The 17,202-nt window shown below is 42.4% G+C and carries 14 protein-coding genes; 9 read left to right on the top strand and 5 right to left on the bottom strand.

The genetic code is table 11. The features are described from left to right. The first annotated feature begins 150 nt into the window (after positions 1 to 150). A complete protein-coding gene (locus K6V26_RS21475; RefSeq protein ID WP_122326751.1) occupies positions 151 to 849 on the top strand; it encodes a glycosyltransferase family 32 protein in 699 nt (232 codons plus the stop codon). A gap of 51 nt (positions 850 to 900) precedes the next feature. Here the strand turns inward: K6V26_RS21475 and K6V26_RS21470 are convergent, their stop codons facing one another. The 4 genes from K6V26_RS21470 to K6V26_RS21455 are packed head-to-tail and all read right to left on the bottom strand — an operon-like array spanning position 901 to position 4,419. Then, positions 901 to 1,668, bottom strand: a complete 768-nt coding sequence (locus tag K6V26_RS21470; protein WP_224263804.1) for a DUF5672 family protein — start codon at positions 1,666 to 1,668, stop codon at positions 901 to 903. Positions 1,669 to 1,726: 58 nt separating this feature from the next. Beyond that, positions 1,727 to 2,944 carry a glycosyltransferase family 87 protein gene (locus K6V26_RS21465; RefSeq protein ID WP_224263803.1) on the bottom strand — a complete coding sequence of 406 codons (1,218 nt, stop codon included), beginning with the start codon at positions 2,942 to 2,944 and terminating at the stop codon, positions 1,727 to 1,729. After that, positions 2,928 to 3,713 carry a polysaccharide deacetylase family protein gene (locus K6V26_RS21460; RefSeq protein ID WP_046145734.1) on the bottom strand — a complete coding sequence of 262 codons (786 nt, stop codon included), beginning with the start codon at positions 3,711 to 3,713 and terminating at the stop codon, positions 2,928 to 2,930. The genes K6V26_RS21465 and K6V26_RS21460 overlap by 17 nt, the downstream gene beginning before the upstream one ends. Beyond that, positions 3,694 to 4,419 carry a glycosyltransferase gene (locus tag K6V26_RS21455; protein ID WP_224263802.1) on the bottom strand — a complete coding sequence of 242 codons (726 nt, stop codon included), beginning with the start codon at positions 4,417 to 4,419 and terminating at the stop codon, positions 3,694 to 3,696. The genes K6V26_RS21460 and K6V26_RS21455 overlap by 20 nt, the downstream gene beginning before the upstream one ends. 209 nt (positions 4,420 to 4,628) lie before the next feature. Here K6V26_RS21455 and K6V26_RS21450 point away from each other — a divergent pair, with 209 nt between their 5' ends. Together K6V26_RS21450 and K6V26_RS21445 are read left to right on the top strand one after the other, a co-directional pair. Then, positions 4,629 to 5,921: a nucleotide sugar dehydrogenase gene (locus tag K6V26_RS21450; RefSeq protein WP_046145732.1), complete on the top strand. Its 1,293-nt coding sequence runs from the start codon at positions 4,629 to 4,631 to the stop codon at positions 5,919 to 5,921. Positions 5,922 to 5,944: 23 nt separating this feature from the next. Then, the gene (locus tag K6V26_RS21445; protein ID WP_046145731.1) at positions 5,945 to 6,805 is read left to right on the top strand and encodes a hypothetical protein; all 861 of its coding nucleotides are present in this window, start codon (positions 5,945 to 5,947) and stop codon (positions 6,803 to 6,805) included. 27 nt (positions 6,806 to 6,832) lie between these two features. Here the strand turns inward: K6V26_RS21445 and K6V26_RS21440 are convergent, their stop codons facing one another. Beyond that, positions 6,833 to 7,468 (bottom strand): ribonuclease H1 domain-containing protein, encoded by a 636-nt coding sequence (locus K6V26_RS21440; RefSeq protein ID WP_009860689.1) that lies wholly within the window; start codon positions 7,466 to 7,468, stop codon positions 6,833 to 6,835. Between the two features lie 113 nt (positions 7,469 to 7,581). Between K6V26_RS21440 and K6V26_RS21435 the strand changes: the two genes are divergently transcribed. The 6 genes from K6V26_RS21435 (at position 7,582) to K6V26_RS21410 (ending at position 17,193) form a co-directional block, all read left to right on the top strand. Beyond that, positions 7,582 to 8,103 carry a shikimate kinase gene (locus K6V26_RS21435; protein WP_009860690.1) on the top strand — a complete coding sequence of 174 codons (522 nt, stop codon included), beginning with the start codon at positions 7,582 to 7,584 and terminating at the stop codon, positions 8,101 to 8,103. Positions 8,104 to 8,149: 46 nt separating this feature from the next. Beyond that, positions 8,150 to 9,361, top strand: a complete 1,212-nt coding sequence (locus K6V26_RS21430; RefSeq protein ID WP_010801357.1) for an alanine dehydrogenase — start codon at positions 8,150 to 8,152, stop codon at positions 9,359 to 9,361. 87 nt (positions 9,362 to 9,448) lie between these two features. After that, entirely contained in the window at positions 9,449 to 11,302 is a 1,854-nt protein-coding gene (locus K6V26_RS21425; RefSeq protein ID WP_195585081.1) for a 2-oxoacid:acceptor oxidoreductase subunit alpha, read from the top strand. Between the two features lie 3 nt (positions 11,303 to 11,305). Beyond that, a complete protein-coding gene (locus tag K6V26_RS21420; protein ID WP_009860693.1) occupies positions 11,306 to 12,316 on the top strand; it encodes a 2-oxoacid:ferredoxin oxidoreductase subunit beta in 1,011 nt (336 codons plus the stop codon). Positions 12,317 to 12,439: 123 nt separating this feature from the next. Beyond that, positions 12,440 to 13,642 carry a FecR family protein gene (locus K6V26_RS21415; RefSeq protein WP_046145727.1) on the top strand — a complete coding sequence of 401 codons (1,203 nt, stop codon included), beginning with the start codon at positions 12,440 to 12,442 and terminating at the stop codon, positions 13,640 to 13,642. Between the two features lie 242 nt (positions 13,643 to 13,884). Continuing rightward, the gene (locus K6V26_RS21410) at positions 13,885 to 17,193 is read left to right on the top strand and encodes a TonB-dependent receptor (protein ID WP_224263800.1); all 3,309 of its coding nucleotides are present in this window, start codon (positions 13,885 to 13,887) and stop codon (positions 17,191 to 17,193) included. Positions 17,194 to 17,202 lie beyond the last annotated feature (9 nt).

Here is a 17,202-nt window from a genome sequence, read left to right as displayed (position 1 = left end):
GGACAAAGATAATGATTTTCTTTTGTATGGTAGGTTGGAAGACATGCATATTCTTACTGAATATTTTGCAACTAAGAATCCATTCTCTACCTTTGTGGGGTAAAAGAGAGAAGAGATAGGCATTCTTTTCATATTATAAACTATATATGTATGATTCCGAAAGTAATTCATTTGTGCTGGTTTAGTGATGATCCTTTTCCTGTTGAAATAAAAATCTGTTTGGCAAGTTGGAAACGAATATTGCCGGATTATACGGTAAGGCGCTGGACCTATGCTGATGCGATGGCTATTGGCTGTGATTTTATAGCGGAGGCATTGCGTGCTAAGAAATGGGCTTTTGCGGCAGATGCTGTACGTTTTTATGCGATTTATAAAGAGGGAGGAATATACATGGATAGCGATATGCTTGTAGAGAAACGCTTCGACTCTTTTATACCTCAGCATGGTTTTGCAACGTTTAATGAGTTGTGGGGTACGCTTTTTTTACAGGCTGCTTTCCTGATTGGAGAACAGGGAAATGCTTATTGTAAGGAGGTTTTTGAATATTACAACCAACGTCATTTTCTATTGCCTGACGGATCTTTCGATATGTTGATCTCACCCAAGATTATGACGATGATTGCTGAGAAAAAAGGATATAAGCGGGAAGATGTCGAGCAGCGTTTGGGAGATGATATAATTATCTATCCAAGTTGCTACGTTTCTCCGTGTAAAACAATCAGATATCCTGAGGCTTTTGCCTGCCATCAGGTGTATGGCAGTTGGCGAAAACGTCGCTTCGGTAGAAAAATTGAGCGATTTTTAAAGCATATATGCCTTGTGGTTCGTTTTGCATTATTCAAACGGTAGAAAAAAATTGGATACGGAGAGTCTGAAAAGACTCTTATCGGCTTGGGATATCTAAAAATGGATAATCGGTTGCCAGAACTTTTTCATTTTCCGTTTATACCATGAATGGCATCCGAAAGGTAACTGCCCGCCGGTCAGCTTATAACAGTAAGCCGGATATTTATCGAAGGCGAATCGGATTGCTTCCATAGCTTCCGGATAAATGAACCCTGTTGCTTCTGTTGCCCAGAACACGTCTTCATTATAGAGGTGATGCCGGTCTTGCGCCAGGTAGAAATTGATACGGTCTGCCTGTTCGCGGGTTACCCGGTAGTGGCTGTCGGTTTTGCGTAATGATAATCCTCCGTTCCCGATTTTGTTGTAGAGGTCTTGTTTGGATGGCTCTCCTTTTTGCCGGTGGTACATATGTGCCAGATGCATAATGGCGGAGATAATGGGAAAGCGATATACCGGTTTTTGCAGCCAGGGAGCACCGATGTAATCATAGCCTTTGCAGCACCATTCCTTTAATTCATCCCGGAAAACAAAGGCATCCAGTTGGTAGATCAGTATATAAGTGCTGTCAAGGAACCGTTCGTAAAAACCGGAAGCAAGCATTAACCGGTTGTAACCACTGATCCCTTTAAAATAAGCATCATCGAATGACGTAAATGTCAATCTGGGAAATTCAGCCTGTAGTTCTGAAAGGTCCAAAGACTCGGGCTTTATTACAACCAGCGGATAAGCCTTTAAAATATCGTATGCCTGCATCAACGAACGTTTTTCCGTCGCAGTGAACGTATTTTTATAGATGGGTATGATTACTTTTACTAACTCCACAATTTACTACTATAACTTGTTATTGCGTCCAAAGATAACTAAAACTAAATAATTTGATCTAATCATGGTTGAGTGATTTCTGATCGAATGTAAGAAAAATCATTTCATAACAAATCTTTAGCCAGACCAGAATACAGAACCATGACTTTACTACATATGGATGAACTATAGCCCTTCGGAAAAAGGGGGGTGTTAATTCCGTTGTAGAAATAGCGACGACGATAATGGTAAGTATAAGCAACCAATAGTTCAGTTTTTTATTTGAAGCAGGTGAGTTGACATACCAGATACCTACTCCGAGCATGGCCGTTACATAAGAACTAGCCTCGCTTCCGGAACTGAACAAAACTGTGAAAAGCAGTACATTGGCTAGTAGCAGGAAACGGAAAGAGAGACTTTTGTATTGCCTGATACGCAGATATGGAATAAAAAATAAAATGAGTCCGGGAACTATCAGCCATAAGTCGCTGTAATCGGGATTTCCGGATACCCTCCTGACTAATCCCAGTAAAGATACATTCTGTGAAATGGCGAACATATTATGTGAGTTTTTCTCAGTGATGGCTATAAACCAATCCTGATACTGGCTCATCGTATATTCCAATCCAAAGAAAGGAATCGGGAATATGAATAAAAGGATCGTCCAAAATAAACAAGATAGTAAGAATTTTATCTTGTGTTTTGAGAAAAAGAAGAAAGCCAGTCCGACAATTGAATATATTTTTACAAATGTACCGAGCAATATGACAAATGCTGCCCAAAAATCTTTTTTCTTTTCGATAAAAGCAAAGGCCAACAGGATAAAGGCAGCGACAGATATATTGAATTGCTGGACTAACTGGGCTGTTATCAATTCGATATAAGCAGTCCAGCATATTATCGCTTTTTGATTTTTTGACAGGGGCAGTTGCTGTATGGCGTAAAATAGCAGGGCTGTATTGGCCATTACCCATAATACCATTCCCAACCACTGGGGGAGAATGGCAAAAGGTGAAATGATAAAACTGAATATGATTCCGTAAAGATTGACGTCGCCATATTCTTCAGGATAAGGACCGTATAATGTGAGTCCGTGTATCGCGTGATTGTAAACACCTTCAAATATCTTGTAATTGTTGAACTTTCCGATAATCAACTTGGCTATAACTGTAATTGCTGCTGTAACCAGCCATATCGCAAGAATAGTTTTGTTTTCTTTCAGTTTAGGATTATGTAGAAAGGAGGTTACAAATTTGAGTTTACTGTTTATTTGAGGTCTGCTACTTACTATTCCCATTTTGTATTATGTTTTGTTGAAATGAAGAAAAGGTCATAAAAGTATAGTCCTTTTTTATAGAGAAGGATATCAAATCGTCCAATCGTTTTATCATACCTTCTCCCGAATGATTGGTTATGATAAATGGTAAATTCCATTTTTTCAGATTGGTAAATTCCCAGGGGTGAAAATAAGTAACAATGTAGCCATCGTGTTTCAACGTTCTCTGAAATAACCACCGATAGACTTTAGCCGGGAGGTTATGGTAGGCCAGCCAGAATAGAGGAAAACGGAAAACAGGAGAAACAGATGCAGGAAGTTGCAGGACGTCATCTTTGTAAAACCACGTGCGGGGTTTATCCAGGTGGTTGTATCTTCCTGGAATACATGTCGGGTTTAATGAAGAATTATATGTATATCCTGCTTTTTTTATTTCTTTTTCATCGATCGGCATCATACGTGCCATACGGAATCCTTTTACAGGCTGCCCGGTTTGTTGCTCAAGAAATTCGCGGGAGCGTTTCAAATCTTCCATTTCAAATGAAGAATGATAGTATCCGTGTGAGGCGATCTCATGACCGTCCTGTAGGATGTTCTCGATGATTTCGGGAGCGTGAGCAGCGAAATTGGCCGTGCAGAAGAAAGTGGCATGTATCTGGTGTCTTTTAAGGCAAGCCAATATCTTTCTGGTCCCTTCGATAGACACAGCCATTTGTTGTTCAAATGGCACTTCTATCCCATGTTCCAGGGGAACATCGAATTCTTCAATATCAAAACTGAGTAAGATCATTGCTGAGTAAAATTGAAAAAAAGTTTACTATTTCACGTTTTAGCACTTTGAATCCCATGTCGGATACTGTTAAGCCATCCCTGATACGTGACTGTACGGCCTGTATGTTCATTTTTTTCCGTTGAGCCTTGTATATGAACTCAGTATCAAACAAGAAGCTATTAACTTTTGTTGATAAAAAAATCCTTTTGCCTGAGCGGTTGAATCCTTTGAGTCCGCCTTGAGTATCATGTATTTTTAAACGAAGGAAAACAGCGTTGCATATATGGGACGATTCGGAAAGAAACCTCCGGAAAGGCGGTAAATTTTTTTGGTAATTCCTGTCCCTTATGGCAACAACGATATCTGCTCCGTTGAGTAATGTGTTGATTACCTGTCTGAAAGAACTATCTGTGTAGGGGAAGTCATAGTCGGTATATATGATATATTCCGATTGACAATGCCGCACGGCTTCACGCAGAGCGTATCCTTTCCCTCTGTTGGGACGATAGTCAATTACTTGGACTCCGGGGATTCCGTTTTTTAATGCGGCAACTACTTCCGGTTCGTATCCGCGTTTAGAACCGTCACTGACAATAAGCAAGTGAAAATTTACAGGATTAAACAAGGATTGTATCTCTTTGAATTTCCTGATAACCTTTTGCTCCCAGCCGGAAGGTGGGTTATAGCAAGGTAAAATAAGATCAATATCAGCTCTGCAATTCATCTTCTATTTCTTTAATCAACTCTATAGGTAAACAGATGCTCTACGTAAATATCTGATACAAAGATATGATATTAAATTACTTGTATTGAGGTTTAAACTAATTTGTACGGATATTGACAGACGTTTACAGTGTTGGCGTATAAATAAATATACAGAAATAAGTTGTATCTTTGCCTATCATTTCAGAACGGAAAAGAAGAATAAAATAAATGGAAAATATAAAGGTTGCAATTATTGGCCTGGGATATGTCGGGTTACCGTTAGCGCATTTGTTCGCAACCAGATATCCGGTTGTTGGTTTCGACATTAAGCAGGATCGGGTTGAGGCCTTAAAGAAAGGGCAGGATATAACGATGGAAGTCTCTGACGGAAAACTGAAATCTGTTTTATTGTCTCACTTACCGGAATTTGATGAAACAGGGCTCTATTTTACATCTGCTCCTTCTGATCTTCAGTCATGTAATTATTTTATAGTAGCTGTGCCTACTCCTGTAGATAGTCATCATAGTCCGGATTTGACTCCTTTATATAAGGCCAGTGAAACAGTTGGGCGTGCATTATCAAAAGGGGATATTGTTATCTATGAATCAACTGTTTGTCCGGGCATTACAGAAGAGGAATGCGTTCCGATTCTTGCAAAGACTTCAGGATTGGTATATAATGAAGACTTTTTTGCCGGTTATTCTCCTGAGCGTATCAATCCGGGGGATAAGGAACATACGGTAGAGAAAATTATGAAAGTAACCTCCGGCTCCACACCGGATGCGGCGGAGAAGGTAGATGCGCTATACCGTTCTGTAATTACTGCCGGAACATTTCCGGTATCCAGTATCCGTGTGGCAGAAGCATCTAAAGTGATTGAAAATACGCAGAGGGATATTAATATTGCTTTTGTAAACGAGTTGTCTAAAATTTTCCATCTGTTGGATATAGATACAAACGAAGTGTTGGCTGCTGCTGGAACGAAATGGAACTTTCTGCCGTTCAGACCGGGGTTGGTTGGAGGTCACTGCATTGGTGTCGACCCTTATTACCTGATCCGGAAAGCGCAGGATTACGGATATCATCCCGGCCTGATCCTGTATGGGCGTCGTATCAATGATACGATGGGCGAATACATAGCCAACCGTGTGGTGAAATGTATGATTAAAAAGGATGTACCGGTTAAGAATGCGGAAGTGCTGGTGTTGGGTTTTACCTTCAAGGAAAATTGTCCGGATGTGAGGAATACAAAAGTAGGGGATGTTGTCCGTGTATTGAAAGATTACGGCATCAATGTCTCTGTGTATGATCCTTGGGCTCGTGCGGAAGAAGTCCGGGATGAATACGGAATAGAGTTGACCGGGTCTTTATCCGAAGGCAGGAAGTATGATGTGATTGTACTGGCTGTGGCTCATAAAGAATTTCTGGAACTTGACATCCCGTCGCTTGTTAGTGAAAATCACGTAGTATATGATGTAAAAGGTTGTCTGAATCCGGAATGGGTGGACGATCGGTTGTAAATATAAATCCACAACATTATAGAATGAAAACAAACATACTTTTTTCCCTCCTTATTTTTTGCTGTAGCTTTTTTACAATCTTTCCTGCCAATGCAGATTGGAGGGATAAAATACCCTTGTTAAAGTATTCTCCCCGTTATTTTGGTGCGAATGCCTTCCCTTTTCCGGAATTGATGGGCGGGAAGTTATCTCCGCGCTGGGAGGTCGAATTAAGAGGTGAATATCATAAAATGACCGGGGATAAGACGAAAGACGTTTTTGCCCGTTTGTATATCCCTATAGCCAAAGGACGTGCCGGTGTATCGCTTTACGGGGTGATTCAGGAATGGTACGAAACATCACCGGAAGTGCGTGACGAGCGTAATGCTGTCGATGTGAAATCTCCGATCCCTTGTCATGGGGATTTTATATTGAGTTGCCATTATCAGGTGCTGAAAAGTGAGAAATGGGTGGATATCGTGGTAAATGCAACTCTGAGAACAGCCAGTGGGGGACGTTTGTGTGATGCCCGTTATACAGATGCGGCTACTTATTGGTTCGATTGTAATATCGGACGGACGTTGTGGCAGAATCCGGAAAAAAATGCCTCTGTCCGTTTACAGGGAATGGCCGGTTTTTACTGCTGGATGACGAACGATCTGATACATCGGCAGAATGATGCTTTGACATATGCGATAGGGGCACAGGCTACTTATCGTGGTTTTACATTGAATTGTGACTATACAGGCATAAGGGGGTACAGAGGAGACGGGGACAAACCGATGATTGTCCGCTCAAAACTCAATTATGAGATAAAAAAGAACATTATCTCTTTCGGTTATAAACACGGTATACAAGATTATCTTTACGATAGTTTTTCGTTGGCCTATATCCGCTGTTTCTGAAAACCATCTTGAAGGAGGATTTTTCTGTTATTTCCGTCCGAAATCAGCCGGAATTTCCCCCCACACCGAAGTCTCCCATTTCAGGATCGTTGTAGTATAGGTGTTTGTATTCAGCCATTTCTCGGCACGTTCGATCAGATCGAAGATTTGCTCGTTGACAGGTTCACGTTCCAGCAGAGTCTTGCATTTCTTCTTTTTGACCCAACTGATCGCATTACGGCTATCCGAATAAATAGGCAGGTTGCTTCCTTTCTGCTTTAACAGTGCCAGACCATGAACGAGTGCCAGAAACTCGCCGACGTTGTTTGTCCCTTTTTTCAAAGGTCCGATATGGAAAATCTCTTGTCCGGTGGCTGTGTAAACACCCCGGTATTCCATATCCCCCGGATTTCCGCTACAGGCGGCATCTACCGCCAGGCTTTCGTTGATCGGTTTTCCGACAGGTGCTTTCGGTGCCAGATTGGCGGCAGCTTTGGCTGACGAAGCAGTTTTCAGGTAATGCGTATATCCTTTCTCAAAGGCTTCAACGGCCTCTTCGCGGGTTTCGAACGATTTGTATTTCGCTCCTTCTTGTCCTTCCACCTGCATTTTACACTCTGCCCAGTTGTCGTAAACACCTGGGTTAAGTCCTTTCCACACGACATAATATTTGTTCTTCGCCATCTTCTATATTCTTCGGATATGATTTGCAAAGGTAATATTTTGTTACTTTTCTATTGAAAGAAAAGTAATGAAGAAAAAAAACTTTACATTTGCGGTAAACAATCATATACGAGATGAAGCGTATTTTTTTGATAGGTTATATGGGAGCCGGAAAGACGACGGTCGGCAAAGACCTGGCCAAACGAATGGGGCTTTCTTTTATTGACCTGGACTGTTACATAGAAGCCCGCTACCATAAAACGGTCGGGCAGATATTTGCTGAAAAAGGGGAGGAGGCTTTCCGTGATATTGAACGGCGGATGCTCCACGAAGTGGCCATGTTTGAAGATGTACTGATCTCCACTGGCGGTGGTGCTCCCTGCTTTTTTGACAATATGGAGTTTATGAACGAAACAGGCTCAACCGTTTATCTGAAGGTGTCGGTGGAAGAGTTGGCTAAACGTCTTGAAATCTGTAAATCGACTCGCCCCGTACTGAAAGGACGTTCCGGTGATGAGTTGGTTGCATTTATTGCCGAAAGCCTGGAGAAAAGAACTCCCCATTATATGAAAGCTTCAATCGTGTTTGATGCCGAAGTGATGTTGACGGAAACGGATGTGCATGAGATTTCGGAAGCATTGGAAAAAATAGTATAATATATAATGTAAGGCAGTTAGGAATTGCCGGCCGTGGAATCGTATTATGGAAGCAACAGGAGACAAACAGCTTCAGGGTTCATATATTACCCAGGAACTGTTGAAGGAATTGAATAAGGTAGGTAATCGTTTACTGATTGGTATCCCTTGTGAACGGAAAGAGGGGGAAAAGCGGCTTGCGCTTACTCCTGAGGCTGTTGACATGTTGACCGATCGCGGACATCGTGTATTGGTAGAGTCGGGTGCCGGGTTGGGGATCAATTACTCCGATAATCACTATTCCGAGGCTGGTGCCGAGATTGTCGCTACTCCGGCCGAAGTTTTCCAGGCTGATATCATTCTGAAGATACTTCCTCCTTTACCTCAGGAAATCCTGTTGATGAAACCTCGTTCTACTGTCTTCTCCATGGTGCAACTCAATCTGTTTGCTCAGGAAGCTTTTGAACTGATGATGGCCAAACGCATTACGGCAATCGCTTATGAACTGATGTCGGACGATCAGAAAAGATGTCCTATCCTGAATGTTATTTCAGAGATAGAAGGGACAGCTTCTATTACCATTGCTTCCGAATTGTTGAGTAATACCCAGGGAGGAAAAGGTATTTTGCTGGGAGGAATCCCTGGAGTGTCACCGACTGAGATTGTGATCGTCGGTGCAGGAAATGCAGGAACCGTGGCTGCCCGTGCTGCTTTGGCGCTAGGTGCATCTGTTAAGGTTTTCGATGATGATATCAACAAGCTGCGCACGATTCAGCAAGTATTGGGGCAAGGTTTGTTTACTTCGACTTTTCATCCGAATGTATTACATAATGCTTTCCGTACGGCGGATGTAGTGATCGGAGCTATGCGGTATATCAATACACGTTACCGTTATGTGATTGCGGAAGAATTGGTCAGGACTATGAAACGGGGTTCTCTGGTGATTGATCTGCGTATCAGTCAGGGTGGTTGTTTCGAGACAACCTGCTGTCTGGCTAAATCCGATCCGACCGTTTTTGAGCAATACGGTGTATTACATTATTGTATACCTAATATAAGTAATCGGGTGGCACGTACCACCTCGATGGCTTTCAGTAATATATTTGTACCCATCTTTCTTGCTTTGGGAGATGCCGGGACAGTCCAGAATATGATAAAGTCGGATGATGGCTTTCGTTCAGGTGTTTACATGTATTGTGGGAAACCTGTAAACAATTACGTGTCTAATCATTTTAATTTATCATCAAATAACCTGGATCTATATCTTTCTGCTTTTTAAGCCTCAAAAGTTTTGAACAAGCCAAGTTTATTCTTTACTTTGCGGAAATCTAACTACAAACAAGCGATTAAGCTAATATAAATAATTATGGCAGAACAAACAAAAGTAACAACGTTGGAGAAGGTTGTGATCCGTTTTTCGGGTGACTCCGGAGACGGTATGCAGTTAACCGGAACGATCTTTTCTAATCTGTCGGCTATTTTTGGAAATGAGATTTCTACATTTCCCGACTATCCGGCGGAAGTACGTGCTCCTCAGGGAACACTGAGTGGTGTATCAGGATTCCAGGTGCATCTGGGATCACGTAAAATTTTTACTCCTGGTGATAAGGCGGACGTTTTAGTCGCTATGAATCCCGCCGCTCTGAAAGTGAATGTGAAGCATATCAAACCAAATGCAATTGTTATTATCGATACCGATTCATTCAAGAAGAGTGATCTGGATAAGGCTTTGTACACAACGGACGATCCGTTCAAAGAACTGGGTCTGAACAGTGTGCAGGTTGTCGCTGCCCCGATCTCTACGATGGTGAAAGACGGTTTGGCAGAGTTTGGTTTGGATAACAAGTCTGCGCTCCGTTCAAAGAATATGTTTGCCCTGGGCCTTGTTTGCTGGTTGTTTGACCGTCCTCTGGAAGAAGCCATGAACATGCTTCAGAATAAATTCGCCAAGAAGCCGGTGATCGCACAGGCTAATATCAAGGCGTTGACAGACGGTTATAACTATGGTCACAATATCCATGCGTCAGTTTCTACTTATCGTATTGAAAGTAAGAAAGCTGAACCGGGATTCTATACGGATGTAAATGGAAATAAGGCTACTTCCTACGGTCTGATTGCTGCTGCCGAAAAAGCCGGCCTGCAACTTTTCCTGGGTAGTTATCCTATTACTCCGGCGACTGATATTTTGCATGAATTATCTAAACGGAAAGATTTGGGCGTAATTACCGTTCAGGCTGAAGATGAAATTGCCGGTATTTGTACGGCTATCGGTGGTAGTTTTGCCGGTTGTCTGGCTGCTACATCGACTTCCGGTCCGGGTTTGGCGTTGAAGAGTGAAGCGATCGGTCTGGCTGTAATAGCTGAATTGCCGCTGGTTATCATCGACGTACAGCGTGGAGGTCCATCAACAGGTATGCCGACAAAGAGTGAGCAGACCGACCTGATGCAGGCGCTTTACGGACGTAACGGTGAAAGTCCGCTGGTAGTGATTGCCGCTTCTACTCCGACAGACTGTTTCGATGCAGCTTACTGGGCTGGTAAGCTGGCTGTAGAACATATGACTCCGGTTATCCTGATGACGGATGCTTTCATTGCAAACGGTTCGTCTGCCTGGAGATTACCTGACCTGGACAACTATCCGGAAATCAAACCGAACTACGTGTCCAACTATCAGGGAGAAAAGCCCTGGAAGGCATATCGTCGTGATAAAGATACACAGGTTCGTTACTGGGCTATCCCGGGTATGGAAGGATTTGCACACCGTTTGGGAGGTCTGGAGAAAGATTACGATACAAGTGCTATCTCGACCGATCCTATCAACCATCAGAAGATGGTTACCACCCGCCAGGCAAAGATCGACAAAATTGCTGATTTTATCCCGGAACTGGAAGTGCTCGGAGATCCCGATGCCGACCTGTTGCTGGTAGGCTGGGGCGGTACATACGGTCATCTGTATGAAGCAATGGAAACAATGCATGAACAAGGCAAGAAAGTAGCTTTGGCCCACTTCAAATTTATCAGTCCGCTTCCGAAGAATACGGCAGAGGTACTTTCCAAATATAAGAAAGTGGTTGTTGCTGAACAGAATAACGGACAGTTTGCCAACTACCTGCGTGGTAAAGTTCCCGGATTCAATCCGTACAGATTCAACCGCGTGAAAGGACAGCCTTTCGTTGTTGCGAGATTAGTTGAGGAATTCACTAAAATATTGGAGGCTTAAAAAATGACAGATATAAAATTCGAACCGAAAGATTATAAAAGCGACCAGTATGTACGTTGGTGTCCGGGTTGTGGAGACCATGCCGTATTGAACTGCTTACACAAAGCGATGGCGGAAGTAGGAGTGGCTCCTCATAATATGGCCGTTATCTCGGGTATCGGGTGTTCTTCCCGCTTACCTTATTATATGAATACATACGGTTTCCATACCATCCACGGACGTGGTGCTGCAATAGCAACAGGTGTGAAGACTGCCCGTCCCGACCTGAGTGTCTGGCTGATCACCGGCGACGGCGACTGTCTGGCTATCGGTGGTAACCATTTTATCCATGCCGTACGTCGTAATGTCGACCTGAACATAGTTCTTTTCAACAATAAAATTTATGGTCTGACCAAAGGACAATACTCCCCGACTTCCGAACGTGGCTTCGTTTCTAAAAGTTCTCCTTACGGAACAGTGGAAGACCCGTTTATCCCGGCTGAACTGGCTTTGGGAGCACGCGGAAACTTCTTTGCCCGGGTGATCGATGTGGATTTGAAGAATACAACTGAAGTATTGGCTGCTTCTGCACGCCATAAAGGTGCTTCTGTCACGGAAGTGCTGGTAAACTGTGTAATTTTCAATGACGGCATTCATAAGAGTATCGTTGATAAGGAATATCGTGCAGACCGTACCATCTTCCTTCGCCACGGCGAAAAGATGATTTTCGGAAAAGAAGGTAACAAAGGTCTTGTGTTGGATGGTCTTAAACTGAAAGCCGTTACGATCGGTGAAGGTGGCTACACAATGGATGATGTGCTGGTTCATGATGCCCATGAAAAAGATACGACACTTCATATGATGCTGGCTATGATGAAAGATGATATGCCTATTGCCCTGGGTGTTATCCGCGATGTGGATGCTCCGGTATACGATGAAGCCGTTCATCAACAGATTGAAGAGGTACAGGCAAAGAATCCTACCCGTAAACTGAAAGACTTCTTAATGAAGGGTGAAGTTTGGGAAGTGAAATAAGATTTTATTATAATAACTGGAATAGGAGGGGTGATCATATGGTCATCCCTTTTTATTTTTATAAGAAAAAGTGAGTATAAATGATCGAAACCTGTGTTTTGAAAGAAAAACGTTATTGGAACAATGAATAAAGATTATACAAAATATACTGCGGAAAAATTGTTGGAAGATGATTTTTTTATCGAGTCCAATACTTCTCCGACGTTGGATACGATCAATTTCTGGAAAAGACAGGTTGTAGACGGACTGGATGAACAGGAATATCAGTTAGCTATATTCTTTTTGCGTTCCATAAAGGTAAAAAAAGAACAAATGACTAATGAACGGCAGGATTTATTATGGACAAAGATCAAGGATTCGAATAAGATTCTGCAACTGCAACGTAGCCGTCGCTTTCGTTCTTTTATGTGGATGGCTGCCGCTAGTGTCGCTGTTTTGATTATATTCTCTATTTCATATATATATACCAATGTAAATGAGACTCCGGATGTAGAAGCTGTTGCCCGGGAAATGGCTGTCACTCCGGATGAGGGAGAGATACAATTGGTTTTATCCGACAAGCTGATTCCGATTAGCGGACAGGAATCTCAAATCGAATATGATGCGAAAGGGACAGTGGCCGTTAATTCGGAAAAGATTGCTGATGTATCTTTGAATTCTGCCAATACCTCTAAACGGTTGTCAGAGTTTAATCAGTTGATTGTCCCGAATGGAAAACGTTCCACCCTGATTTTAGAAGATGGGACTAAACTCTGGGTGAATGCCGGCAGCCGGATTGTGTACCCGGTTACATTCGCTGATAAAAAAAGGGAGATCTATGTAAATGGCGAAGTTTTTCTGGAAGTGACACCGGATAAAAAAAGGCCTTTTATCGTAAAAACGAAAGAGATAGATGTACAGGTTTTGGGTACTTCTTTTAATGTAATGGCATACGAAACGGACGAATCTTCTTCAGTTGTCCTGGTTACAGGGGCTGTACAGGTGGATACTAAGGATGACGAAGATTTCCGTTTGGAACCTAACAGAATGTTCTCTTATAACCAGGGAGAATGTGACATAAAGGAGGTTAATGTGAATGATTATATTTTATGGAAAGATGGGTTATATACATACAGAAGTGAACATTTGTCAGTAATCCTGGATCGTTTATCCCGTTACTATGGAAAAAAGATCAGCTATAAATCTGATGTGGCAGATTTAAAATGCTCGGGAAAACTTGATATGCAGGAGGATCTGGAGGTTGTCCTGGATGGGCTGAGCCAAACAGCCCCGATTCTCTATAAGAAAATAGATGAAGAGTATATAGTAGTCAAAGAAGGCAGATAAAAGATTGTATATTAGGTTATTATTTTTTTAACATATATGTTAACAACTTAAATTGGAAAGCCTATGGAAAAAGCTCGGATGGAAAAATGACAGATCTGTAAATACTAACAAAACCGGATAACACTGCCATGTTATCCGGTTGGATCTCTAAATTAACTAGTTGAAAATAACCATTTAAAAATCAATACAAAGATATGGTAAATAAACGATTCTCCAATTCCTGGAGTATTAAATATCGAATTATGAAAATCGCTGCCCTATTCCTGATCTTAGGAATAAATGCAAGTTTGGCCAGCAGTACTTATTCGCAATCGGCGACATTGTCTTTGAAAGCGAATAATAAGACAGTGCAGGAGATCTTCTCTGAAATAGAAAAGCAAAGTGAATATGTTTTTTTCTATTATGACGGTATATTGGATGTAAACCGGAAAGTGAAATTAGATATCACTGATCAGACTGTGGATATTATATTAAATCAGTTGTTTACAGGAACAGATAATACCTATGTAATTAAAGACCGCCAGATATTTATATCAAAGAAAAAGAATACCGGTTTGATCGGCCCATTGCCATTGAAAGCCCAGGACAGAAGTTCTTTTCGGGGAAAGGTACTGGATGATTTGGGCGAACCTTTGCCGGGAGCGGCTATCCTGGTTGCAGGAAGTACCCGCGGGGTGACGACTGACCTGGACGGTTCTTTTGAACTGGAAGTAAATAAATCGGATAAACTGGTCATTTCTTATTTGGGGATGGAAGATCAGGAAATCGTTATCGGTAATCAAAACGATGTTGTGATCAGAATGAAGCCAAAGGCCGATGAACTGGAAGAAGTGACCGTTGTAGCTTATGGTAAGCAAAAGAAAGCCAGTGTGATAGGTGCTATATCAACTATCACCTCCGAACAACTTCAGGTACCGGTTGCGAAACTGAGTACAAGCCTGGCCGGACAGATGGCCGGTATCGTTGCCATACAACGTACCGGTGAGCCTGGTGCCGGAGCAGATTTCTGGATACGGGGTATTAGTTCTTTCGGGGCAAACAATACACCGCTTATACTGGTGGATGGAATAGAACGTTCGATGGATTTGGTTGATCCGGAAGATATTGCTACTTTTTCAATATTGAAGGATGCGACAGCTACGGCTTTGTATGGAGTTCGTGGTGCAAACGGGATTGTTCTGATTACGACAAAGCGAGGAAGGGAAGCCAAGCCTGCTATCAATGCCCGGGTGGAATATGGGATTTCTAATCCGACCGTAACACCTAAAATGGCGAATGCCTCCCAATGGATGGACTATTATAATGATATCACATTGCAGGGGAACGGACAACTGGCTTATCAGCCGGTAGAATATGATAAACACGTCAATCATACGGATCCTGATTTATATCCGAATGTGGACTGGTGGGATACAACTTTCCGCAATATATCCAACAATATCCGTGCGAATGTAAATGTTTCGGGAGGTGGAAAAAGTGTCCGCTATTATGTTGCCGGTTCGTTTTATAGTGAGAATGGCATTTTTAAACCGGTAAAGAATCCTCAGTATGATCCTCAGGTCGGATATAAGAAAATCAATTTTCGGGCCAATGTTGATATCAATGTGACACGGCTGACTGAACTGAGCCTTTCGTTGTCGAACCAATATGAGGTAAAGAACCGTTTGGGAGTTGCAATGGAAAGTGTCTATAATAACACGCTGGCTGTCCCTTCTGTTGCTGTTGTGCCTGTATTTTCAGATGGTAGTTTATCCCGTCCTATTGTAGGTACTAATCCTTATCTGGACTTGAACTATACGGGTTATTCCGCTGACTTCTGGAACAATGCTCAATCTTTGATCAGCTTGACACAGGATTTTTCATTCATTACTCCCGGCTTGAAAGGAAATGCAAAATTCTCGTGGGATGCCCGTAATGAATCGACGCTGGATAAACGTAAGTCGCCGGTTACGTACGATGCCCTGGGAAGGGATAAGGAAGGAAATCTGATTTTACATCAGAACCGCGACGGTAATGATTTTCTTTCTCTGGCTCGTTCTAACAGAGGGGCACAAACCTGGAATTTTGAAACATCGCTTACTTATGATCAGGTATTCAACGATGATCATCGGGTGAACGGCCTGTTTTTATTCAATATCCGGGAATATACCAACAATTTCCCGACTGATTATATTGCAGCTTTTGCCAATAGAAATATCGGTATTGCAGGTCGTGCTGCCTATTCCTTCAGGGATAAGTATTTCGCTGAATTTAATTTTGGTTATAATGGTTCTGAAAACTTCGCTCCTGGAAAACGTTTCGGTTTTTTCCCTTCAGGTGCTTTGGGCTATATGATCAGCAATGAAGATTTCTGGAAACCCCTGTCATCTGTGATCTCTTTATTGAAGATTAAAGGTTCTTATGGAGAGATAGGAAATGATAAGATCGGCGGTGATCGTCGTTTTGCGTATAATACCGAGATGCAGTATACGGGAGGTTGGAATTTCGGACGTGATCAGGCAAAGTGGATCGGAGGTATCGCAACCGGACATCCCGGTAACCCGAATGTATCCTGGGAAACTGCCAAGAAGACGGATGTCGGTTTTGAATTGGGACTGTTCCATCGTATTAAACTGAGTGCCGATTATTTTAAAGAAAAACGCGAAGGTATTTATATTCAGCAACAAAGTATTCCTTCGGTAGTCGGTATTAACGTGACGCAGTATGTGAATTTAGGTAAGATGCAGAATCAGGGGATAGATATGACGCTGGAATATGAACAGCAGGTAAATGATGAGTTATATATATCCGGACGTGGAAACTTTACCTTTAACCGTAATAAAGTATTGTATGATGATAAACCGAGTCAGCAATGGCCTTATTTGAATGATGTAGGTTTTCCGATGGATCAACATAGGGGGCTGGTTGCTATTGGTTTGTTTGAGTCGGAGAAAGATATAGCGAACAGTCCGACACAAACCTTCGGTCCGGTACGTCCGGGAGATATCAAATACCGGGATATAGACGGGAACGGGATTATCGACTCAAACGACCGGGTTCCGATGGGATATACGACAATCCCTGAGATCAACTATGGTTTCGGTGTGAGCCTGCGATGGAGGCGTTTTGATTTATCCGTATTCTTTCAGGGAGCTACCCATGTAGGGCGTATGATCGGAGGAAGCCAGGTGTACGGTAGTGACGGCAGTATTCTGTCTCTTGGAAACTTCTATGAAGAGGTAGCAGAGAACCGTTGGACTGAATGGAATCCGGATCCGAATGCGAAATATCCCCGTATGTGGATGTCTGCTTTCGACAATAATAAGCAACAGTCCTCCTATTGGTGGCGTGATATGAGCTATATCCGTTTGAAAAATGCGGAGATAGGATATTCATTGCCTAAAGAACTGATACAAAAGATAGGTCTTTCGACAATACGTTTTTATATACAGGGTGTCAATCTTCTGACGTTTAGCGGCTTCAAATTATGGGATCCGGAACTGAATACCGGAACCGGAGGGTTATATCCTCAAATGCGTACGGCTGCTATAGGAATGAATGTTAACTTTTAATTATTAAGC

It is taken from the genome of Parabacteroides goldsteinii, assembly GCF_020091425.1.
Taxonomy (GTDB): Bacteria; Bacteroidota; Bacteroidia; order Bacteroidales; family Tannerellaceae; genus Parabacteroides; species Parabacteroides goldsteinii.
This window is presented reverse-complemented; position numbering and strand designations above follow the sequence as displayed.